Raw genomic sequence first — 22,185 nt, 5'->3', positions numbered from 1 at the left:
GCGGAGGTCCTCCGCCCTTGTTGTCACTGCATCAGGTCTAGGCCGAACCTGCGAAAATCCCTTGTGTCCAGCTTGTGTCCCGAAGCCCCCCAAGCTATGCCCAGCTCCGAATACAGTAATCCCTTCTCCGCTGCGGAATGGATGGTGGAGACCACGTCACGAATCGTTGTCACAACCTCTCCCTTCTCTTCCTTCACGTCAACATGCTCCGAGGGAACGGGATGAATCCGGCCGGAGGAGGCAAAGGCGCCGTTAGCGGCCACCATAAAGCTTCGGCACGCCTCCAGCGAGCAGTACAGCTCTTGGGTTTCCCCTTTCACCGCATCGATCATGTTGAGATACATATTTCGGCTTAGATTCTCGGATCCATGACGGAACGGGTGCTCTACCTTATTCTCATCCGTCCAGGTCAGCTCATTATTGTAATTCCACACCAGCTCTCCCTTTGTTCCCTTCACTCGGATATGGGGCGGCAGATTGGCATCGTGGCACAGGGTGGAATAGTAGTGGATCGCGACACCGTTTCTCGTGCTTATGCGTACGCAGGAGGTGTCTTCCGTTTCAATCTCATGTCCCTTATACAGCTCGGCCGTTACCCACTCCGGGCATGCCGCCTCCGGGTCGCCCTTGCCGGCGGCTACCAAGCAATTTTGAAACAGATGAGCTAACGGATTATGAATGCTGCCATCCATCACGTAGGCGCCGTTATGCATGATTTTACCCGCCCAAGGAGTTCTTTCGTAATATGTATTCGTGCGTTTCCATGTCCCGATGCCGGTTACCGACACGAGCTCCCCGATCGCGCCCTCCTGAATCAGCTTGAGCATATGACGAAACGCCCGGCCCGAGGTGTGCTGGAAATGGACGGTACAGACCGTTCCGTTAGCGCGCTTTGCTTCCAGCAGGGTATCGAGATCCTGTACGGTCGCCGTCGGGGGCTTCTCCATCATCACGTGAATGCCCCGTTCGATGGCATAAAGCGCCATCGGCTGGTGAAGGTGAATCGGCGCCGTGATCACGACAAAATCAAGCTCGCCATGCGCCTGCAGCAGCTCCTTATAGTCTGAATAATGCCGCGCTCCCATAGCGGTCAGCTGATCATACGAGTCCTTATGCAGCTCCGGCCGGATTTCGGCGAAAGCGATACAATCCAGCAAGCCATCCTGCACCAAGCTGCTGATCTGATTGACATGGAATTTTCCCCAGCCGCCAATGCCTATTAAGGCGATCTTCGTCCCCATTCGAGCTCACTCTCCCGGTTCGCACTCTATTCTTTATGCTGCTGCCGAAATTTATTCGGCGGCAGCTTGACAACATTGCGAAACGATCTGTAAAAGGTAGGCACGTTCTCGTAGCCCACCTCAAAGCAGATCGTAACGATATCCTTATCGGTCTCGGACAGCAGCTTCTGAGCCGCTCGGATCCGCACCTCGGTCATATACTGAAACGGCGTGATCCCGTAGCACTCCTTGAAAATGCCGTTCACATGCCTTGCACTCATGTTCATTTTGCTGGACAGATCGCCGTTCGTGATTGGCTTGAAGTAGTTGTCATCAATATATTTACGTATCCGTTCCGCCCGATAATGGTTCGAATCCGCCTTGGCGCCTTGCTGTTGGGATCTGGAGAGGAGCAATAACACCTCCTGCAAATAAACCCGCAGTGCCCAGCTGCACAGAGCGTCATGATTGCCCTGCTCGAACATCATCTTGCGTAGCAGCTGCCGAATATCCGTAGCCATCATCGGATTAATATAAAGCACCATTGATTGCCTCAGCTGCTTCATCAACAGCCCTCTCTGCACTTCTTCCCCAAGCGCAGCCTCTTCGAAGGCCAGTACAAGCAGGGTCAGTCTGCGGACGGACACGATGGAATGATCCGAGCGGGGCACGATCAGCACGAAATTATCCGGCGTCAGCTCGGACCGTTTGCCCTCCATCGTAATGTAACCGTTCCCATCCAAGACGTAGAGAATTTGGTGAATCGCATGCCGATGCTCAGCGACCTCGTGCCCGTCTCCATGCTTGCTCTCGTAGAGAAGGATGCCATTCTCCGGCAAATCGATCCTCGTTATCTCCATGCAACGAACGCCCCCGTAGAATCAAGTTATTTCCATTGTACTCCGCAGGGGCTTATTCGCAAAGGGTTGTTTCGATCCAAGCGTTACACGTGCTCCCGGAATCTTGCTTTCGTTAAAGTCAGCGCATCGTCTCCCGGCATATCCCAAATGGCCTGATTAAAGATTTCAACCTCGATCGGTCCTTGATAGCCTGCCGCTTCTACGGCCGAGCGAATCTTCTTGAGCTCGATGACGCCGTCTCCCATCATACCGCGGCCAAGCAGCATATCCGGCGTCGGCACAAGCCAATCCGACACGTGGTACCCTAGAATACGCGTCCCGGCACGAGCGATCTCCTCGTACAGCTCGGGATCCCACCAGACATGGAATACATCGACAACCACCCCGACCTCCTCCGGCGCGAACTTCTCGGCTAATGTGTTCGCTTGACCTAAGGTGTTGATGACAGAGCGTTCAGCTGCGTACATAGGATGGAGCGGCTCAATGGCCAGCTTCACTCCATGGTCCTTGGCGAAGGGCACCAGCTTCTCGATGCCTTCCTGCACCCACTGCCTGGCGAGTCCGATGTCCTTGCCTGATGCGGGACCGCATACCAGCACCAGCACATCCGTGCCAAGCTCCGCCGCTTCCTCGACCGCTCGGCGGTTATCCTCCAGCTTCGTCTCCCGCTCCGCAGCCGTCTCCGCCGGAAACATGCCGCCGCGGCATAAGCTCGATACACGAAGTCCGGCATCCCGGATCATGCGGCGTGCCTCCGTCAGCCCCGCCTCCTGCACCTTATGACGCCAAGGCGCGATCCATCCGATCTCGGCCCGGACGCATCCGGCCACCGCCTGCTCTAAGGTCCAGCGCTCCGTCGTAATTTGATTCAGACTTAACCTTTGCATCAATTCCTTGTCCGCCATTCGCAAGCGCCCCTCTCCGCAGTACTTTTGTTATTCCACTCCCGCCAGCAGCAGCATCCGCTGCATCCGCTTGGCCGCCAGCTCCGGATCCGCGAGCAGTCTCGCTTCATCGGCAAGCACGAACAGCTCGGCAAGATGGGTTGCACTCCGCTGCCCCTCGGCTCCGCCCACCATACGGAAATGGGATTGGAAGCCGTTCAAATAAGCCAAAAACACGACTCCGGTCTTGTAGGCATACGTAGGCTTTTGGAAAATATGTCTCGACAGAGGCAGCGTCGGATTCATCAGCTCGTAATAGGCATCCATACGCCCTTGATCGAGCGCCTGCAAAGCACTGGAAGCTACCGGTGCGATCGCATCGAAAATACCGAGCAGCGCATGGCTGTACCCCTGCTCGTCTCCGCTTATGAGCTCCGGGTAATTGAAATCGTCGCCGGTATACATCCGAACCCCTTGCGGCAGCTTGCGCCGCATTTCGATTTCCTTCCCTGCGTCAAGCAGCGAAATTTTGATGCCGTCCACCTTGTCAGCATGGCTTCGGATAATATCGAGGCAAACCTCCATGGCGGCGTAATCGTCCTTATGGCCCCAATACCCGGCCAGCGCCGGATCGAACATATCGCCAAGCCAATGCAGAATGACCGGTTCTTTCACTTGACTGAGAATGCGACCGTACACCCGGCGGTAGTCGTCCGGTCCTTGTGCAACCGCAGCTAAGGCCCGGCTTGCCATAAGAATGATGCGGCCTCCCAGCCCTTCGATGTAGGAGCACTGCTCCTCGTAGGCAGCCTCCACCTGCTCCAGGCTAAGGCCGGGGGCAGCCGGGAGATGATCGGTGCCGGCTCCACTCGCCACAAGTCCCCCCACGGACTTGGCTTCCTTGACGGAATGAGCGATAAGCGTCTTGGCCGCTTCCCATTGAAGGCCCATGCCTCGCTGGGCCGTATCCATCGCCTCGGCAACGCCGAAGCCGAGCGACCACAGACGATGGCGGTACGCCATGCTGGCTTCGATATCCAGCTTCGGATTCAAGATAGGGTCCGTGGTGGCGAAGGGATCGACGACGACATGCGCAGCCGAGAAAGCCGTCCGCTTCTCAAAGGATCCCTTGGCGACCCTGATAGGCTCATATCGGCCAACTTCATACAAATAGGTCGAGCCGTCCTGCCGCGGCAGCTTGATGTGCATATGCTTCCCCTCCTTTTCCTATAGGGACAGCTCAGGGATATCAATCCAGCGGCGTTCCTGCCAGGATTGAATCGCGAGCTCTGCCAGTTGGGTACCTTTAGCCCCCTCGAGGAGATCCCAAGGGAAAGGCGCATCGGCTACGACGTGCTTTAAGAACATTTCCCATTGAATCTTGAAGCCGTTGTCGAACACTTGATTGTCCGGCACTTCCTCCCATTGCTCGCGGAATTGCAGCGGATTCGGGATATCCGGGTTCCATACGGGCTTAGGGGTATTTACCCGATGCTGAGTTTTACAGGAACGAAGCCCTGCGACAGCACTTCCATGCGTACCGTCAACCTGGATGTTAACAAGCTCGTCGCGATCCACGCGAACGGCCCAAGAGGAATTGACCTGAGCGACAATGCCGCCTTCGATTTCGAACGTGGCATACGCCGCATCATCCGCTGTACAAGCGTATTTGCGGCCGTTTTCATCAATCCGTTCGTCGATATGAGTCACACCCAGACAGGACACCGACTTCACTTCACCGAACAAATTGTCAAGTACGTACCGCCAGTGAGCGAACATATCGACAATGATGCCGCCACCGTCTTCCTTGCGGTAATTCCAGGAAGGACGCTGCCCCGGTTGCCAATCGCCCTCGAACACCCAGTAGCCGAATTCCAGTCGGACGGACAATATTTTGCCAAAAAATCCGGAATCGATTAGACGCTTCAGCTTGATCAGGCCCGGGAGGAAAAGCTTGTCTTGAACGACCCCGTTCTTAATACCCGCTTCCCGCCCCAGGCGTGCCAGCTGGGTGGCTTCCTCCAGTGTTTCGGCAATCGGCTTCTCCGTATAAATGTGCTTGCCCGCTTGGATCGCCTTCTTCAAGGCCGCAGCACGGAGCACGGTCGTTTGGGAGTCGAAATAGATGACATTGTAAGGATCCGCCAGGCACTCGTCCAGGTCCGTGCTTACGCGACTGAGACCATGGGCCTCCGCCAATGCGCGCAGCTTGCTCTCCGAGCGGCCCACCAGGATCGGATCCGGCATAATGACATCGCCGTTCGGCAGGGCAACGCCTCCTTGCTTGCGGATCGCAACAATGGAGCGAATCAAATGCTGGTTCGTGCCCATCCGTCCTGTAACGCCATTCATAATGATACCTAGCTGAATCTCTGCCATGTTCTCTGCCTCCAATAGTTCATTTTTTCTCTTCCTCCCTATTGTAGGCCGTTTGCCTGGGGAAGTCTTATTACAATGGGAAACGGATTCTTAATTTTGGAAATAATTTCTCCTCCAGAAAGGTCAGTGGTTCGGGGTTTGTTCATTTCTTAGCTGGCTCAACATTTCTGCTAATAGGCAGCATGTACCCATAATTTCCATGGCAATTTTGGTGATTTGTGCTTACATAGAACATTCCAAGAGCAAGTGTCTCGTATATCGCCATGGCACCCTCTTAAAGATGCCTATTCTCACAAATCCCGTTTTAAACTTGTTTAAGACGCAAATTTCTGCACATGAAGTCAATTTCAAAACGAGCTTTTGTCGATCCCTGCGGCAGACCACGGCCCGGTAATGCTCCCTGTAAAGTTATGAAATCACCTTACTGAACCAAACATGCGTTCTTATACCACTGTAAGATGAAAAAATCGCGTTACAATGCGTCTGATGCTTATCACGGCCCGGTAACGCTCCTTGTAACGTTATGAAATCACCTGATATGAACGAAACCGTCAAGTGCTCAGCACGTACCCTTGATTTGGAGTGCTCTAAAGTAAGCCTGTCAAATGCCTTTTTTGACAGGCGGTTCACTCTGCCCATACTTTTTTACTTCGGTCTGGCTGATCAAGCCAGACCCTGCCCTACGGCGAGTAACGGGGTGCAGGGGGCGTGCTCCCTGCTGTCTTTCTTTAATTTGAGCTTGTGGTTCGAATGAGTTTCATTCCTTGGCACGAGGGCAAAATGGTTCTTTGCGCCGGTTGGCAACCTGATATTCGTGGGTTATCACAAGTGAATTGTATACGACCAGAGAGCTTACCTGCTAAACTTACGACGCGCATGAAGCCGCACTACCTGAAAGATTGACTTTGCGCAGGTGATTTCCGCGGATTATTACTCTCTGCCTTGCTTTAGTACTTTGCCCTCGAGCCAAAGAATGTAACGTAACGCATTGCCTAACTCACTAAGCCGGAATCACTTCCTTTTTCATTCAATCATACCCTTATTTTTTATGCTGTGATGCTGTTTTTTTGCTTATCTACTTCCTTGGCTATGGCCCATATGAAACCTATAAGCTCTCGGGCTACTGCGGCGATGATGGTTCCTTTGTGCTTTCCTTTGAAAAGGAGCTTCTTGTATTTGTGGTGTAATCGCTTTTGTGCTTTCCAGGAGATATTGACAATTTCCGAACTCAGTCCTTTTTGCCTATCTCGCAGCGTTTTCCGTATGGCAGGTGAGCTCCGATAGCTCCAGGCGGCTTCAACCAATACCCTACGTATATGGGCATTTCCAGCTTTCGTTATCCCACCTTGCCAACGACTCCCCCCGCTAGAACGTTCTGATGGCACCAGCCCCACATAACTCATGAGCTGCTGAGGGGATGCGAATCTTCCTGCAATGTGGCCAAGTTCCGAAGCTACAGTAACGGCTGTAATTAGGGCAACGCCATGGAGCCCCTGCAATGCTTGGATCATGGTCGCTTGGCATCCTTCACTCGTTTGCTTCTCCATCTCCGCTTCATATCTTCGGATCCGGTTCGTAGCTTCTTGGATGCTGTTTCGGTATTCTTGGAATACCATATCCTCACAACACCGAGAAAACCGTAAAGTATCTAACCAATTTTCATATGGCTGAGTCCACACTCGAACGCCCTTGGGCGGGTGGATCTGATGGCGAAGCAGAAACTTGGTTAAACGCTGTTTATGCCGATTCCTGTCTTGTACGGCATCTTCCCTGGCCCGAACCAAATCTCGCAAGGCTTCATCCTCGGGACGTGGTACATAGATCTCTGTCAATTCATTTGCTCTCCAGAGCTGCGCTAGACGTACAGCATCTCTCTTATCTGTTTTTATTCGAGTATTCCCCTCTAAGTCTGTTGGTGCGATGACGCTGCATTCCACATACATCTCCAAAAGCCATCGATACAAGACGAACCCCGTAGGGCCAGCCTCATAGCATATACTTAACTTTACGTCATCATCTTTCATTAACTGATTAACTAGTTTACGAACAGCCTCCTTCGTATGCGAGATGACACCATGGAACCTGACGGGTTCATTTCTATTTTCGGGGGCGATGGCTACAGCTATTTTTTCTTTGGATACGTCTAGACCAACATATTTTATGGTTATACTCATTACTAAACCGACCTCCTTTTGTTTGTAGCTCTGTTTTGGAATATTGATTTGATTGCTCAATCAATTGATTTCCAAATTCACCCTACGTAATGCAAAATGGTAGTCGGTTTCGTTCATTTTAACTTACCGTACCAAAAATGTGTTCATCTGCCACCGTAAGATGAAAAAATCGCGTTACAGGCGTCTGGCGCTATATCGGAAATCGCAAGCAGATTTGCGCTGCCAAAGCTCAATTAGTGCGATTGAAGTCAATATTATTATGAATTGACTTCATTAGCAGCTTTCTCCCCTTTACCCGACACATGAAGGCCTATATTTCTGCATGTGAAAAGGGGCTGATCCCCAAAAAGCAAAATTTCTGCTCTCTGGGATCAGCCCCTCTGATATACCCGTTTTTGTTAGTAAGAGATCTACAGCTCTACGATCCGGAACCAGTCTACGTCCGCATAACCGCCTGCCGGCGCGCCGGATTCTTGCGTGCAGAACAAGCCTAGCTTCGCACCGACCCAGCCGCCCGGTACGGCGGTCAGCTTGTCGCCGATCGGGTGGAAGTCCACGCCGTTCAAGCTATACGCGAAAGTACATTCCGCCTCCAGAACCACAGTGGTTTGGAAGTAGATCGTTTCTACGGACGGCAGGTCGACCACCTCCATCGTTTCCTCCGTGGCGCCCTCCTTGTTTCCGCTTCCCGCAACATAAGCGAGCTTCCAGCTCTCTCCCGACTTGCTTAAGGCAAGATAGCGGTAGTCGTAGCCGAAGACCGTAAAGCCAACGCGATCCGAAGCGGTCGCCGGCTTTAGGCTCACCTTCACAGTCGCCGTAAGATTCGGAGCCGGAAGCTTCTGGCACAGCACATTCGGCGTTTGATGCAGCGTCGTTACGCCGGCAGGCAGCGGCTCGGCATACAGTCGAAGCTGCCCGGGGTTCGCTTGCAGAGAATACCAGGAGGACTTCCAATTCGACTGCCACTGCCACTGCAGACCAAGCTCCGGTCTCTCGAATTCGTCGCTCGTGTCCGGTACTTCAATCGGCCATTCCCGTCCGACATTCGGTTTCTTGTACACCACCACCGGCTCGCCGATGCCGTCGCCGTTGGAATCGACGCCCATTTCCGGCCAATCGTTCTCCCAGCGCATCGGCTGCAGGTGAACGATGCGTCCGTAAGCCTCGCGGTCCTGGAAGTGCACGAACCACGATTCCCCCGATTCCAGCTCGACATACCCGCCTTGATGCGGCCCGTTGATCTCCGTGTCCCCTTGATGGAGCACAATTTTATCCTCATACGGACCGTCAACGCTCTTGGAACGCAAGATCGTCTGCCATCCGGTCGGAACGCCTCCGGCCGGAGCAAAAATATAGTAGTAGCCGTTACGCTTATACATCTTGGGGCCTTCCATCGTCGGATGGTTCTCTTCCCCGTCGAAGATAATATGGCCGTCATCGAGCAGCGCTTTGCCGTCGGGACTCATCCGGCACAGCTTCAGCTTGTGCTTGATGCCCGTCCGGCTCTTGGCAAACGCGTGAACCAGGTAAGCCTGTCCATCCTCATCCCAGAACGGGCAAGGATCGATCCAGCCCTTTACCTCCTTCACGAGATGAAGAGGAGACCAAGGCCCCTCCGCGGCTTCCGCCGTAGTCATATAAATTCCCTCATCCGGCGCACTGAAGAAAATCCAGAACTTTCCGTCGTGGTATCGGATGCTGGGAGCCCAAACACCGTCGCCATGCCGTACGACATCGTCATAACCGCCCGGCAGACGGTCAATCGCATAAGAGATCAGCTTCCAATTGACCAAATCCTTGGAATGAAGAATCGGAAGCCCCGGAGAGCTATTGAAGCTGGAAGCCGTCATGTAAAAATCGTCGCCGACACGGACCACATCCGGGTCCGAATAATCGGCGTACAAGATCGGATTACGGAATTGTCCGTTTCCGAGATCTGCTACCCACACCTTGTTTTCTAGATTAGCTGCCATCCTCTTGTCCCCTCCCATGGTAAAAGAACCGATAAGAAAAGCTTCTATCGAAGCCCTTTCAAAGTAGTGCATTCGTGTCAAAAAGGTAGCTTTTCTTGAAACATCAGAATCATTGAGCTCCGCTCAAAACTTATAAATTCTGATGTTATAAAAAAATAAGCGGCTGTCCGCCGCTGCAATACCGTATACAGCAAGTTTAGATAGCCATGTATAAGTCTATTATAGTACATGGCGGATATCAAATTCTTGCTATATTCATGACATAATCGCAAATACTTGAATATTCTTGTGTCATTTCCCCTTGGATCGATTTTCAACAGCACTGCGCGGGGTAGGTCAATTGTTGTTCAGTTCAGCTTCTTCTCCCCTTTACGGAATTCGGAGGGGGTTTCCCCGAGCAGCCGTTTAAACGTGTTGCTGAAATAAGAAATGTCGGCATACCCTACCCGCTCCGCAATATCCGAAATACGCAGGGAGGTCGTTCTCAGCAGGCGCCTCGCTTCCTCCATACGCAGTGTCAGCACATAATCGACGAAATTGACCTTCATCTCCTGCTTGAACAGCTGGCTTAAATAGCTCGGGTTTAAGAATACCGCCCCCGCGGCCTCCTGCAGACTGACCTCGCCGGGCAGCCTTGATTTGACAAAGTGAATCACTTGCTCAATCGTCGACATCTCTCTCGTATCGACGGCATCGCCGTCCCCCTGGCTTTCCAGCGCAGCCTGCTTTTTCAACAGCTTCTTCCGAAGCCCTGTCAGGCAAGTTTCCAGGTCCTCCTCCGTGACCGGCTTCAGCATGTACTCGCTGACTCCGTACTTCATCGCTTGCTGGGCATAGCTGAATTCATCATGCCCGCTCACAATGACCACCTCGGGAGGCCGTTCCAGCTCATGGACGAAGCGAACCAGCTGGAGACCGTCCATGACCGGCATCCGGATATCGGTCATGACCAAATCCACCTCGTTGCGTTCAAGCCAATCTCTCGCCTCCAAGCCATTGGCCGATTCCTGTACCACCTCAAACGGCAGCTCCATCCGCTCCATTGTCTTGCGAAGCGAGGTACGTACCCAACGCTCGTCGTCAACCAGCAGCACCTTATACATAAAGCCCTCCTACTCCGTTCCGTTCCGGAACGGCAATCGTATGGTGACGCAAGTGCCTTGACCTTCCTTGCTGTCCAGCATGATTCCACAGCCTTCACCGAACAAATATTTGGTACGTCTGTGAACGTTCACTAAGCCGATGTGCGAACAGTCCAGCATCAGATCCCGATGGTCCAAATCAAAACGTATCGTTTCCAGACGATCCTCCGCAATCCCGGGCCCCTCGTCTCGAACGTGAAGGAGGAAGGTCTCCTCTCCCTCTTTTTCAGCCGTAATCGTAATGCGGGTCATCCCTGTCGAAGGATCCATCGCATAATTCATGCAATTCTCCAAAATCGGCTGCAGCGAGAACCGGACAATCGACTGCCGCTCGGCCCATTCCGGCAAGCGGAAGCCGTACTCGAGCCGGGATTCGAAGCGAAATTTTTGAATTCGCAGGTACAGCTGGCTCACTTCAAGCTCCTGACGGAGATCGGTCGTCTGCGAGGCTTCCTTCAAATTGTAGCGAAACAGCTTGGAAAGCGCCGAGCTCATCAGCGCAATGTCGTCCGCATCCTTATCCAGCGCCATGCCCCGGATCGTTTCGAGCGCATTATAGAGAAAATGCGGGTTAATTTGCGCCTGCAGCACCCGAAGCTCGGTATCCTTTTGCCGCAAACTCATCTCCGTCTCCTTCAGCCGGGTGAAGTAAATCTCATCAAGCAGCTCCTTCAGCCGCTCCACCATTTTATTGAAGCCCTTCGCCAGCATGCCGAGCTCATCGTTGCTTTCTATCACCGTCTTGGTATCAAAATCACCCATTTCGATCTTGCGCATGCTTCTATGCAGATCGCGGATCGGACGAATGATGCTGGCGGTGAAGGCGGCTCCGATCAGGTAAGCGGCAAGCAAAGTAAGGATCGTAGTCCATAATATGGTTTGGCCGATATGGTTAACGCCCTGCGTCAGCTCCTTGTAGGGCACCACCGTAAGCAAAGTCCAGCCAAGCTCACTGGAGCGGCTGTAGGTCAGCAGCTCCCGGCGATCCTGCCCCATAGCGAGCGAGCCGCTGTCTGCGGTAAGCCACTCGCTGTAATTCGACTTCTGTCCGAGCTGCTGCACATCCGGATGGAATACATAATGCCCCTTGGAATCCAGGATGCTCATAAAGCCGGTCCGGCCGATCGTCACGACCTGGGCAATTTCTTGTATCCGCTTAAAATTAACATCGATGACGATCATTCCGATAGGCTTTAACGTCGTCGAGCTGAAAATGCGCTTGGCGATGGTAATCACCGGCTCCTGCCGGTCCTGCTGCCTGATGAAGCGGCTGACGAGCATCGGCTCCCCTGTAAGCGGCACCGCCTCATACCAGTATTCCTTCCTCATCTCCTCCGCCGGCACCGCGTTCTGCAAGGAAGAAGTATCGATAATCCGCAGATTGTCGATCAGCAGGGTGATCCCGGAAATATCCCCTCTCGAATAGGCTGCATTCATAAGGATTTCCTGAACCGAGCCGCGGATGCCGCTTTGCTCAATTTCCTCCTGCGTTTGCATCGAGAGAAACTCGCGCATATCCGGGTGGTTGATCATTTTTAGCGTCGTAATTTCAAAATCCCTCACATAATGCTCGACATGCATCTTCACCTGCTCAATGATCTGCCAGCTGGATTGCTGCGCTTCTCTTTCCAGTACCTCGGAGGAGCGCGTATATGAGATTAAGCCGACCACGAGCATGGGAATCATCACCAGCAAGCCGGAATAGATCAGCAGCTTAACCACGAGAGGATGATCTCTTAGTAAAATGTGGTGCGCACATCGTTTGACTATCTGCACTATGCGGTCCATCGGAAGCACCTGCCCATTAACGTTCTTCTCACCCTTCACATTCGACAACGGGCCGCGGAAAACCTCTCGCACAGCGTGCGGCAGGATGAAAGAAGAGACTCCGTCTGGCAGAGCCTCTCCTTGGGTCCTAACTATTTCTTGCTTTTGTCAATCGCGTCAAGCACTTCTTTATACTCCGGCCGGTATTTATCGATGACAGGCTTTACCGCCTCCTGCCAAGGCTTCAGGTCCTGCACCTTCGTGATGACCGCACCCGCCGCCTTCACCTTGTCCTCGGACTCCTTCTCATACTTCTTCCACTCGTCTCTTTGATACTGCACGGAGTCCAATGCCGCCTGCTTAATCAGCTTCTTATCCTCATCCGACAGCTTATCCCATACCGTCTTGCTGATGAGCAGCACTTCCGGCACACGCTGGTGCTCGTCAACCAGGAAATTTTTTGCCACCTCATAATGCTTGGAGGAATAGTAGCTCGGATAATTGTTCTCCGCTCCGTCGATGACGCCAGTCTGAATCGCGCTGAATACTTCGCCGTAGGCCATAGGAGTGGCGCTGGCCCCGAGCGCTTTCATAATATCGATATTGACTTGGTTTTGAATGACCCGAATCTTCAGCCCTTTCAAGTCCTCCAGCTTCGTTACCGGCTTCTTCGTATAGAAGTTTCTGGAGCCCGGCTCGTAATACGTAAGCCCTTTCATTTTGGATGCCTGCAGGCTGTCGAGCAGCTTCTCACCGGATTCCCCCTGGAGGAACTTCCACATATGCGCTTCCGAGTCGAAGATATAAGGCAGACTGAACACACCGTAATCCTTATTGAAGCTGGAGAGAATGCCTGTGCTGACCCTAGTAAATTCGATGGCTCCCAGCTGCACCTGTTCAACGACCGCCTTCTCCTCGCCGAGCTGGGCCGACGGGAACACATCGATTTTGATGCGTCCGCCCGAACGCTCCTTGACAAGATCGGCGAACTTCTTATCGCCCAGCGTCGTAGGGTAATCCGGAGGATGTGTCTCCGCGAGGCGGAACGTATAGCTTGGCTTCTTCACCTCTGCGGCTCCTCCGGCTGCGGGATTCCCTTGCGGCTTCTCCGTCCCTCCGCAGGCGGCCAGCAGGCTTCCGGTTAGAAGTATCGTAGCCATCGTCGTCATCAGTTTTACGGGTGTTCTTTTCATCGACATTCTCCCCTTTATTCTTAGTGGTATCTGTTGAACTGTTATTAGTATAAATGAAAGCGCTTTACCCCGGAACAGGAGTCATTTTATATTTTTTTGTAACTTTTTTAGGATTCCATATCCTTGTTGCTCATCCTATTTATTCAAAATGAGATCAGGCAGCCACATGACCAGCCCCGGCACGTAGGTGATGAGAAACAGTACCCCCACCATCGCCAGGAAGAACGGCCAGGAGGCTTTCGTCGCCTGCTCTACTGTCACCTTACCTATCGCACAGCCGATGAACAGCACCGTCCCGACGGGAGGCGTAATCAGCCCGATCCCGCAGTTCAGCACCATGATGATTCCGAAGTGCACCGGATCCATCCCCAGCTGGGTCACGACCGGCAGCAAAATCGGCGTCATGATAAGCAGCATCGGAGCCATGTCCATCGGTGCACCGAGCAGCAACAGGAGAATGTTGATCATGAGCAGAATGAGCAGCGGGTTGTCCGTTACGCTCAAGAACAAATCGGTGACCATCGCCGGAATTTTCAGGTAAGCCAGCACCCACCCGAGCGCATCGGAGGCCGAAATAAGGAAGAGCACCATAGCGACCGTACGGAACGTCTTCTTGAAGATGACCCAAGTATGCGACATCGGGAGGTCCTTGTAAACAAAAAACGTCAGAATGTACGCGTACACGCAGGCGATGGCTCCGGCTTCCGTTGCGGTAAACCAGCCGCTGAAAATGCCCCCTAGAATAATCACTCCCGTCATTAGTGACAAAAAGCCTTCCTTGACGATTCGAGGCACCTCTTTGAGCGGAATCGGCTCGCCCTTCGAATAGCCGCGCTTCACGGCAATAATGTAGGAAACGGTCATCAGTGTGGCCAGCAGCAGCAGCCCGGGAACGATCCCGGCCAGGAACAGGGCGGAAACGGAAACGCCTCCCGCTGCCAGCGAATAGATCAGCATGTTATGGCTCGGCGGGACGACCACGCCTTGAATTGCCGCGGAGGTGGTGACCGCAACCGTGTAGTCGGCGTCATAGCCTTTCTTCTTCATGGCCGGAATGAGGACGGAGCCGATGGAGGATACGTCCGCTGCGGCCGACCCGGAGATGTTGCCGAAGAAGAGGCACGCGATGCAGTTTACCATAGCGAGTCCGCCGCGTACGGCACCGACGAAGAGCTGGGCGAATTGAATCAGCCGGGTGGCCAGGCCCCCTTCTCCCATAATCGTACCTGCGAGAATGAAAAAGGGAATCGCGAGCAGCGAGTAAGAATTCATCCCCTGAACCATGCGCTGGCCTACGACAATCCAGGGAATGTCCAGGTACATGACCGTCAGCAGCGTTGAGCCGGCGATCGTCAGCGCGATCGGAAACCTAAGAAGCAGCATAAGTACAAAGCTTACGGCGAGAATGATCGTTGCTATCGTCGGATCCATTAGCTAGGCACCTCCTCTTCCAAGCCGTGATGTCGTCTCGTATCTACGCCGAACAGGGCAAGCGCACTGTAAATGCAAATCATCAAGCCCGTAATCGGCATCACGACATAGTAGAGACTGTTCGTCCAGCCGGTCGCCGGCAATGTATTCGCATATTGATCTACGGTAAATTGCCAGCCGGTGCTGAGCAGAAACAATCCGAAGCCGAAGATGCACAGCTGGATGACTTTGTCCCACACCCGGTTAAACCTTGCTCCGAACAAATTCGTGAACGAATCCATGGCGATATGAAGCTTCTCGCGAAAGCCGATCGATATGCCCATGAAGGAAAACCACACCATCAGCAGAAGCGTGACCTCCTCCGACCAGAAAAATACGAAATTGAACAGCTTGCGCGTCACCACCTGCAGGATCACGATCAGCGTCATGCCGCATAGCGCCGCAAGCGAAATGCCCTCAAAGAATGAATCCAGCGATAAGGCAAGCTTCTGCATCCGTTTCTTCATCTGTTTCCTCCCTTTCATCTTGTAAGTGCTTACATATAGGTATTGTATAGGCTGGGGACCGCTCAGATAAGGGAGGCGTTTTTAGAACTTTTTGTAATATTTTTAGGTGGTAAAAGCAAAAAAACATGCCGGACCTCCGACATGTTGGTTGGTTGCTGCATTTTCTCTTTTTACACATTCGTCAAAAATGGAAACCGTATAATCTGCTTAGGCCTTCCTTTGGCGCTGCGGCGCTCTTCGCGAACAACCTCCGCCAGATCGGCGTCCACCCATTGCAGTATCAGCCGGTGGGTGCTCCGAACGGTAATGCCGAGCGCGGATGACAGCTCATGCACATCATATTCGCTCTTACCTGCCCGCGAAGCGGAGCTTACCAGCCTGCTCAAGTAGGCTTCCGTCAAGCCCGCCTCCTTGGCGCGCTTCACCAAATCGGCGTCCAGCAGCGTAATCGTGCCGGAGGCAGGCTCGCCCAACTCAATCGGCCCCAGCAAGCTCTCGTCCTCCCGGACAATAAAGCAGGTGGCGCCCCCCGCTTCCTGCGCCCGGATTAACGCCGTTCTGGCGTGTGTTCCCGCCTCATTCGCCGTGCGGCCGAAGCCGATCCCTATGCTAAAGCTCAAGCTATGGCCAATCCTCTTCTTGGGCGCGAGCGGAATGTATTTATACCCTCCCGTCAAGCGCTCGAAGGTGCCGCGTGTCGTCACAAACAAATATTCATCACCGCCTACCATCGTCATATGGCCCTCCAAGGTTTCCACATACTCCAGCATCAGCCTTTGAATATCCAGCTTGACCCGCTGAAACTCATGCTCGGACCTTGTATTCTCCGCTACCTTGCGGAAATCGTCCACTTGGACGAGCCCGAACACGATTTGGGACTCCTTGCTGCGTCGGGTTTGCGTCGACAGCAGCGCCCTCTCCAGCGATACGACCGCATCCTGCTCCGTGGGCAGCACCCAGTCGCAGGGAACGCCCTCAGCCGCTAACGCCTCATAGACCGACCGAAGAGCCGTCAGCGCCCCCTGGGAGCGTCCCGAGCGAAACTGCTCGAGATGAAATTTCTTGATTTCCTCTACATCGATCCGCTCTTGCGCGGGGCAGAAGATCAGCTCCGGCAGTTGTTCGCCCAGCTCTTGAAAGGCATGGCGGAACGGCTGCAGCGGCAGGGTATCGACCGACATGGGACCAAGCCCCCAGAGCCGGTTCATCCGAAATAAGGAACGGTACAAACCGGACCCTGTGAGCGGGATATAATGGACTGGAATCGTCAAATGACATTGTTCGATGCAAAGCTGGTACGCAATCGGCCCGGAGTAGAGGATGACCTCCACCTCCTCGGCAAGCGCGTCGGTCAGCTGGACGGCTTCATTTACGTTCTCATAAATTCGGCAAATCGGCTCGAAGGAAGGAAAGCCCCTTGCGGCTTTGCGAAGCAAAGCCATCATAGGAGCAGGTCCGATAAAGCCGATTCGAATTCCTTTAGTCATGGAAGCCTGATCAGATTCCGTCATGTGTTGCATGTACCCCCTGAGCTACAACGTTATGTCTTGGGCAGCACCAAGGATGCCAGCATGGCCGCACCCGGAACGAGGCAAGCTTGATCCGCTGTGTATTTCGGATGATGCAGCCCAAACACTTCATTCGTATCCCCTATTGTACCTGACCCCAGCCAGAATAAACAACCGGGTACCTCCTGAAGGTATTTGGCAAAATCCTCGCCGGCCATCGTCGGTGCCGCTTCATGAAGCTTATCGCTTCCAAGCAGAGCCGCCGCCGTTTGCTTCACTTTATCCACACACTCCTCAGAGCCGGCAAGTACCGGGGTTTGCGGGATATAACGAAGCGCCGCCTGGCAGCCATGAGCTGAGGCGATATGCGTAATGATGCGCTCCAGCTTGCCCGGCATTTGCTTTTGCAGCCCGCTCGAGAAGGTTCTCACCGTTCCCGTAAGCTCGGCGGTACTCGGAATCACATTGTTGGCATCCCCGGCGTGAAAGCTTCCGATCGTCACAACGGCGGACTCAAAGGGAGAGATTTCCCTGCTCACGGCGGTCTGCAGTCCGCTGACAATACCGGAAGCGGCTACGATAGGATCGATGCATTGATCCGGAATAGCGCCATGTCCCCCGCGACCCGTTATGGTGATTTCGATCCGGTCGACGGACGCCATCATGGAGCCTTGGCGAACCGCAACATGCCCCGCTGACAGTCCGGGCAGGTTATGAAGGGCATAAATTTCGCTTACTCCCTCCAGAACGCCTTCCTCCATCATCGCTGCGGCTCCCGCATTCAGTTCCTCAGCCGGCTGGAATAAGAAGCGGACAGTGCCTGCGAGCCGATCGGCATGACGTTGAACGATTTTGGCCGCTCCTATGAGAATGGACGTGTGAATGTCATGCCCGCAGGCATGCATATGTCCCTCCCGATGGGAGCGGTAGGACAGGCCGGTCTCCTCCTGAATCGGCAGCGCATCCATATCCGCTCTCAGCGCGATCACCGGTCCCGGATGCTTGCCGCGGCATTCGGCGACAACCCCGGTTCCGCCGATGCCCTGCTTGACCTCCAAGCCTGCTTCGCTCAGAATCGTCGCGACAAGCGCAGCCGTCTTCTCCTCCTGAAACCCAAGCTCAGGCCATTGATGGAGCGCCTGCTGAATCTGCGTCATTTCCCTCTCCAGTTCCTTTGCTGCAGCCCACACGGACTGAAAAGCGAGCTCAGGCTTCACCTGATTCGTGCTCATGCTGCTCTCCCCCCTCTTCGCCTGTGAATTCCTGTGAAAATAACTGCTTCGCAATGGCCTTGCCCGTAGCGGATTGAGCCAATCCGCCCTTCGCGGTTTCCCGGAATTGCTCCGGCATTCCGCTGCCTACCTCATACATCACCTGAACAACCTCATCGGCCGGGATGACGCTTCGCACCCCCGCTAGTGCCATATCTGCAGCCGCCAGAGCCGTCACGGCGCCGAAGCCGTTACGAACGATACATGGAATCTCCACCAGTCCTGCGACCGGGTCGCAGATGAGCCCCAGCGAATTTTTTAAAGCCAGCCCGACGGCATGGACCGACTGCTCCGGTGTCCCTCCCCTAAGCTCTACCAGTGCGCCCGCCGCCATGGCGATGGCCGAGCCGACCTCCGCTTGGCAGCCTCCTTCCGCACCCGAGATGAAGGAGTTATTGGCGATGACATGACCGATTCCTCCGGCGCAGAACAGCCCCATCGTCATTTGCTCGTCCGTCCAGCCGAAACGTTCCTGAGCGCTGACGAACACCCCGGGAATAATCCCGCAGGAGCCCGCCGTAGGCGTTGCTACAATCAAGCCCATGGAAGCGTTGACCTCCGATACGGAAAACGCATAGGTCATGGCGCGGCAGGCATCCGTTCCGGCGTTCGGCTCGCCGTTTTGCTGCATATAGGAAGCTACCCGCTTCGCATCCAGTCCGGTCAGACCGCTCCGGGAAACCGTGTTTTCCGTCAGACCGCGATGAACGGCATCCTTCATTACCCGATACAGCTCCGACATTCGGCCAATTACTTCATCGGCAGTGGTGCCGGATTCCTTGCATTGGTCCGACAGCATAAGCTCGGATATGCTCTTCCCTTCCTCCTCACATCTGCGGACCCATTCCAATAAAGAGCGAGACATCATGACAGGCAGCCCCCTAACGATTCATGTCCACTTCCCGCACCTTCGACACATGAGCCACACCGGAAATTGCGCCGAGCAGGCTTGGAGCAAGCCTTTGATCCGTTTCCAGGATGGCCAGCGCCCCCGCTTCACGTCCTTGCCGATCCAGGCTCATTCGGGCAATATTGACCGAGGCGCAGCTTAAGAGCCGGGTCACCTCGGCTATCACTCCAGGGCGGTCGGAATGATAAATGAGCAGCGTAGGCGTATCCGCCGTGAACGAGCAGCGAAACCCGTCTACTTCCCGTATCACGATATTGCCTCCGCCGATGGATGCCCCCGTCAATACCAAGCTTTCTCCCAGCCGCTGAAGCTGTAATGAGACGGTATTCGGATGCTCGGCCGCCGCCTTGGCTTTGATAAATTCCGTGTCCATTCCTTCGGATTCAGCAAGCTGCTTCGCGCGTGGAATTCCCGGGTCATTTTCGCTTCTGCCCAGCAGGCCGCCCATAAGCGCCAAATCCGTACCATGTCCTGCGTAGGTTTCCGCAAAGGAACCGTACAGTGTGATCCTAGCCCGCTCCGGACGGCCTCCAAGTAATTGATAGCCCACCCGGCCGATGCGCAGAGCACCGGCCGTATGCGAGCTGGACGGACCGATCATGGCCGGACCAATGATGGAGAATACATCACGGAACCTCATGAAGCATCAATCCTTGAGCCAGCGTTCGAGGTTCGCAGCGACAAAGGCATCGTCATGTAAATGCGGGTACGCTTCGTATACCCGGGTAATTTCCTCTGCCTGCCCTTCGGAGAGCTCCTCCGCCGGGTTGAGGCACCAGCGTCCCGCCAGCAGTCCCTGCCGGCGAAGCACCTCATGGATCCCAGGAATACAGCCGTGGAAGGCGTGGGACGGATCGAAGAAGGCCGCATTGCAATCCGTTACCTCCACATTGCGCGTGAGCCACTCGGACGAAATGCTTCCGCGTTCTCTCTCCGCCTTGATTTCTTCTAGTAATTGCACAGCGCGATGGGTCCACACGGCCCAGTGACCGAGCAATCCTCCGACGATCCTTTTCTCCACGAGCTCGCCGTGAATTGGGAAGCGGTAGGTCGTCAGCAGATCACCGATAATGTTGTCGTCATTGCCCGTATAAAGAGCGATCTCGTCTCTGCGGCTCGATTCCATGACCGCCCGCACAACGTCAAGCGTCTGATATCTGTTGAAGGGCGCCATTTTGATCGCTACCACATTAGGGATGTCAGCGAAGGCTCTCCAGAACGAGTAGCTGAAAGTACGCCCGCCCACCGAAGGCTGAAGATAAAATCCGAAGACCGGCATGATCTCGGCGATCCGCCGCACACGATCAAGGTGTTCCTCCTCGGTTAATCCGGTGAGACCTCCCATACTGAGGAGTCCGCAATCATAGCCCAGCTTTACCGCCAGCTTGGCTTCCTCCCGCGCCTGTTCCAACGGACCGCAAATGCCGGCGACCCGAATAAAGGGACGGTTCATGCCCTGCTGCTCCGCACGGTTGATTTCCTCCGCCGCGAGCTCAAGCACTTTGCCGAATAAGTTGATTTCCGGCTTGCGGATTTCGAACTGGGTCGAGTGCACCCCAATGGCAATACCGCCTGCTCCGCTGTCGATGTAATATCTCGTTAACGCCCGCTGCCTTTTCTCGTCGAGCTTTCGATCCTGGGTCAGTGCAAGCGGATGTGCAGGGATCGCTAAACCTTCATGAAGTGCCGTAAGCTTTTGCTCACTTAAACGCTTTTGGACGTCCATGTTAGTAGTTCCCCTTTCTTTCTTGGAAATGAGTAGGCTTATTCCACGTTTCGCCCTCGTTCATCACCCATTCCGCAACCCAATCGATCATTTGCTGCAGGCTGATCTTCGGATACCCGAACAGCTTATGGCATTTGCCTGCATTGCTAAGCAGCGCCGTATCCGCCTCCGTACCTGTAAACACCGGCTCCTTCCCCATCCGCTTGCCGAACTCGTTCGCTACGAAGCGAAGAGGTACCGTCTCCGGACCGGTTACATTGAGAAGGGTTGGAGGCGTATTGCATAAGGTTAACGAACGAATGGCGATTTCATTCGCATCCCCCTGCCAAATACAGTTCATATGACCCATGGTTACATCAATCGGCTTACCTGACGAGACGGAGTTGGCGATTTCAAGCAGAACCCCATAGCGTAAATCCACCGCGTAGTTCAGACGGTAAATGGTCATCGGAATATCGTACTTTCTGGAAAAATGCTCGAAAACCCGTTCCCGACCGAGGCACGATTGCCCATACTCGCCGATTGGGCCCGTTGCGTTGTCCTCCGATGCTCCTCCGGAGAATACCGGGGTTAAGGGATACACATTACCGGTCGAAAATGCAACGATCCTGGAGTTGCGGTACTTCTCCGCCACACGGCCCGGCAAATAAGAATTCATCGCCCAAGTGAAATGCTCATTGCCCTTGGTGCCGAACTTGTTCCCCGCCATGTAAAGAACATTGGCGACTTCCGGCAGCGCCTGGAGCTGGCGATCGTCCAGCAGGTCCACCGCGATCGTTTCCACTCCGGCGCTTTCCAGCTCTTGCTTGAGCGTGCCGTTGGAGAAACGGGAAGCACCGATGACGCGTTTGTTCACACCCGCTTCGCGAATCGCATTGACCGCCAATTGGGCGAGAGTAGGTCCCATCTTGCCGCCTACTCCGAGCAGCAAAATGTCTCCTTCCAGCGAAGCGATATCCTTGATTAATTCGGGTGACGGCGTTGCCATTTGCTTTTCCAGTTCTTGAACGGTTCTCATTGTTCATCCACCTTTGCCATGTAGTTGATCCTTGCCTTACCTCCATCATAATCAGCGTCTATATTAAAAGACAAGTCTTTATGTTGTCTTTAATTATGGTGCTTGTCCTTTGATCCGCCGGCAAGTATCTCTGCCGATCCACATTACGCGGGCAATCGCATTTCTGCTATTGCAGACGGTGCCCGCAACACTTTTAGCGCGCGCAGTTGCACATCTGCGA

18 protein-coding genes are annotated in these 22,185 nt (G+C 54.1%); all 18 read right to left on the bottom strand.

All coding sequences use genetic code 11. The annotated features are described in order from the left end of the window. Positions 1–23 precede the first annotated feature (23 nt). The 18 genes from RAC89_RS20480 to RAC89_RS20395 all read right to left on the bottom strand — a co-directional run bounded on the left by RAC89_RS20480 (position 24) and on the right by RAC89_RS20395 (position 21,965). Positions 24–1,241: a Gfo/Idh/MocA family protein gene (locus RAC89_RS20480; protein WP_306615537.1), complete on the bottom strand. Its 1,218-nt coding sequence runs from the start codon at positions 1,239–1,241 to the stop codon at positions 24–26. A gap of 26 nt (positions 1,242–1,267) precedes the next feature. Next, positions 1,268–2,080 (bottom strand): helix-turn-helix transcriptional regulator, encoded by an 813-nt coding sequence (locus RAC89_RS20475; RefSeq protein ID WP_284638536.1) that lies wholly within the window; start codon positions 2,078–2,080, stop codon positions 1,268–1,270. A gap of 83 nt (positions 2,081–2,163) precedes the next feature. Next, positions 2,164–2,985 (bottom strand): sugar phosphate isomerase/epimerase family protein, encoded by an 822-nt coding sequence (locus RAC89_RS20470; protein WP_306615536.1) that lies wholly within the window; start codon positions 2,983–2,985, stop codon positions 2,164–2,166. Between the two features lie 30 nt (positions 2,986–3,015). Next, positions 3,016–4,173, bottom strand: coding sequence for a dihydrodipicolinate synthase family protein (locus tag RAC89_RS20465; protein ID WP_306615535.1), 1,158 nt, complete (start codon positions 4,171–4,173; stop codon positions 3,016–3,018). A gap of 18 nt (positions 4,174–4,191) precedes the next feature. After that, positions 4,192–5,343, bottom strand: coding sequence for a Gfo/Idh/MocA family protein (locus RAC89_RS20460; RefSeq protein ID WP_306615534.1), 1,152 nt, complete (start codon positions 5,341–5,343; stop codon positions 4,192–4,194). A 1,046-nt stretch (positions 5,344–6,389) separates the two neighbouring features. Further along, positions 6,390–7,517 (bottom strand): IS110 family RNA-guided transposase, encoded by a 1,128-nt coding sequence (locus RAC89_RS20455; RefSeq protein WP_306612462.1) that lies wholly within the window; start codon positions 7,515–7,517, stop codon positions 6,390–6,392. A gap of 410 nt (positions 7,518–7,927) precedes the next feature. Next, on the bottom strand, positions 7,928–9,493 hold the full coding sequence (locus RAC89_RS20450; RefSeq protein WP_306615533.1) for a glycoside hydrolase family 43 protein: 1,566 nt from the start codon (positions 9,491–9,493) through the stop codon (positions 7,928–7,930). Positions 9,494–9,840: 347 nt separating this feature from the next. Next, positions 9,841–10,596, bottom strand: a complete 756-nt coding sequence (locus RAC89_RS20445) for a response regulator transcription factor (RefSeq protein ID WP_306615532.1) — start codon at positions 10,594–10,596, stop codon at positions 9,841–9,843. A 9-nt stretch (positions 10,597–10,605) separates the two neighbouring features. Then, on the bottom strand, positions 10,606–12,495 hold the full coding sequence (locus tag RAC89_RS20440) for a sensor histidine kinase (protein ID WP_306615531.1): 1,890 nt from the start codon (positions 12,493–12,495) through the stop codon (positions 10,606–10,608). Positions 12,496–12,554: 59 nt separating this feature from the next. Further along, complete coding sequence (locus RAC89_RS20435; RefSeq protein ID WP_306615530.1) at positions 12,555–13,595, bottom strand: TRAP transporter substrate-binding protein; 1,041 nt, start codon at positions 13,593–13,595, stop codon at positions 12,555–12,557. A 135-nt stretch (positions 13,596–13,730) separates the two neighbouring features. Continuing rightward, positions 13,731–15,026, bottom strand: a complete 1,296-nt coding sequence (locus tag RAC89_RS20430; protein WP_306615529.1) for a TRAP transporter large permease — start codon at positions 15,024–15,026, stop codon at positions 13,731–13,733. Then, positions 15,026–15,532, bottom strand: coding sequence for a TRAP transporter small permease (locus RAC89_RS20425; RefSeq protein ID WP_306615528.1), 507 nt, complete (start codon positions 15,530–15,532; stop codon positions 15,026–15,028). The genes RAC89_RS20430 and RAC89_RS20425 overlap by 1 nt, the downstream gene beginning before the upstream one ends. Positions 15,533–15,702: 170 nt before the next feature. After that, on the bottom strand, positions 15,703–17,043 hold the full coding sequence (locus RAC89_RS20420; protein WP_306615527.1) for a hypothetical protein: 1,341 nt from the start codon (positions 17,041–17,043) through the stop codon (positions 15,703–15,705). Positions 17,044–17,072: 29 nt separating this feature from the next. Next, positions 17,073–18,272: a M20 metallopeptidase family protein gene (locus RAC89_RS20415; RefSeq protein ID WP_306615526.1), complete on the bottom strand. Its 1,200-nt coding sequence runs from the start codon at positions 18,270–18,272 to the stop codon at positions 17,073–17,075. Continuing rightward, positions 18,247–19,179 (bottom strand): L-serine ammonia-lyase, iron-sulfur-dependent, subunit alpha, encoded by a 933-nt coding sequence (gene sdaAA / locus RAC89_RS20410; protein ID WP_306615525.1) that lies wholly within the window; start codon positions 19,177–19,179, stop codon positions 18,247–18,249. Before sdaAA ends, RAC89_RS20415 begins: the two co-directional genes overlap by 26 nt. Positions 19,180–19,192: 13 nt before the next feature. Further along, the gene (sdaAB, locus tag RAC89_RS20405; RefSeq protein ID WP_306615524.1) at positions 19,193–19,861 is read right to left on the bottom strand and encodes an L-serine ammonia-lyase, iron-sulfur-dependent subunit beta; all 669 of its coding nucleotides are present in this window, start codon (positions 19,859–19,861) and stop codon (positions 19,193–19,195) included. 6 nt (positions 19,862–19,867) lie between these two features. Further along, positions 19,868–20,947 carry a dihydrodipicolinate synthase family protein gene (locus tag RAC89_RS20400; RefSeq protein WP_306615523.1) on the bottom strand — a complete coding sequence of 360 codons (1,080 nt, stop codon included), beginning with the start codon at positions 20,945–20,947 and terminating at the stop codon, positions 19,868–19,870. A 1-nt stretch (position 20,948) separates the two neighbouring features. Beyond that, positions 20,949–21,965, bottom strand: a complete 1,017-nt coding sequence (locus tag RAC89_RS20395) for an NAD-dependent epimerase/dehydratase family protein (RefSeq protein ID WP_306615522.1) — start codon at positions 21,963–21,965, stop codon at positions 20,949–20,951. Positions 21,966–22,185: the final 220 nt, after the last annotated feature.

This window comes from Paenibacillus sp. GD4, from assembly GCF_030846225.1.
Lineage (GTDB): Bacteria > Bacillota > Bacilli > Paenibacillales > NBRC-103111 > Paenibacillus_G > Paenibacillus_G silviterrae.
The sequence above is the reverse complement of the archived record's forward strand: the minus strand, read 5'-3'. Positions and strand labels throughout refer to the sequence as shown.

Excerpts from the sequence above, each read along its gene's own strand:
- RAC89_RS20465 (WP_306615535.1), bottom strand. The coding sequence starts at position 4,173 with ATGCACATCAAGCTGCCGCGGCAGGACGGCTCGACCTATTTGTATGAA.
- RAC89_RS20415 (WP_306615526.1), bottom strand. The coding sequence starts at position 18,272 with ATGAGCACGAATCAGGTGAAGCCTGAGCTCGCTTTTCAGTCCGTGTGG.
- RAC89_RS20475 (WP_284638536.1), bottom strand. The coding sequence starts at position 2,080 with ATGGAGATAACGAGGATCGATTTGCCGGAGAATGGCATCCTTCTCTAC.
- RAC89_RS20445 (WP_306615532.1), bottom strand. The coding sequence starts at position 10,596 with ATGTATAAGGTGCTGCTGGTTGACGACGAGCGTTGGGTACGTACCTCG.
- RAC89_RS20420 (WP_306615527.1), bottom strand. The coding sequence starts at position 17,043 with ATGACGGAATCTGATCAGGCTTCCATGACTAAAGGAATTCGAATCGGC.
- RAC89_RS20425 (WP_306615528.1), bottom strand. The coding sequence starts at position 15,532 with ATGAAGAAACGGATGCAGAAGCTTGCCTTATCGCTGGATTCATTCTTT.
- RAC89_RS20480 (WP_306615537.1), bottom strand. The coding sequence starts at position 1,241 with ATGGGGACGAAGATCGCCTTAATAGGCATTGGCGGCTGGGGAAAATTC.
- RAC89_RS20435 (WP_306615530.1), bottom strand. The coding sequence starts at position 13,595 with ATGAAAAGAACACCCGTAAAACTGATGACGACGATGGCTACGATACTT.
- RAC89_RS20430 (WP_306615529.1), bottom strand. The coding sequence starts at position 15,026 with ATGGATCCGACGATAGCAACGATCATTCTCGCCGTAAGCTTTGTACTT.
- RAC89_RS20450 (WP_306615533.1), bottom strand. The coding sequence starts at position 9,493 with ATGGCAGCTAATCTAGAAAACAAGGTGTGGGTAGCAGATCTCGGAAAC.
- sdaAB (WP_306615524.1), bottom strand. The coding sequence starts at position 19,861 with ATGAGGTTCCGTGATGTATTCTCCATCATTGGTCCGGCCATGATCGGT.
- RAC89_RS20470 (WP_306615536.1), bottom strand. The coding sequence starts at position 2,985 with ATGGCGGACAAGGAATTGATGCAAAGGTTAAGTCTGAATCAAATTACG.
- RAC89_RS20400 (WP_306615523.1), bottom strand. The coding sequence starts at position 20,947 with ATGGACGTCCAAAAGCGTTTAAGTGAGCAAAAGCTTACGGCACTTCAT.
- RAC89_RS20460 (WP_306615534.1), bottom strand. The coding sequence starts at position 5,343 with ATGGCAGAGATTCAGCTAGGTATCATTATGAATGGCGTTACAGGACGG.
- sdaAA (WP_306615525.1), bottom strand. The coding sequence starts at position 19,179 with ATGATGTCTCGCTCTTTATTGGAATGGGTCCGCAGATGTGAGGAGGAA.
- RAC89_RS20395 (WP_306615522.1), bottom strand. The coding sequence starts at position 21,965 with ATGAGAACCGTTCAAGAACTGGAAAAGCAAATGGCAACGCCGTCACCC.
- RAC89_RS20455 (WP_306612462.1), bottom strand. The coding sequence starts at position 7,517 with ATGAGTATAACCATAAAATATGTTGGTCTAGACGTATCCAAAGAAAAA.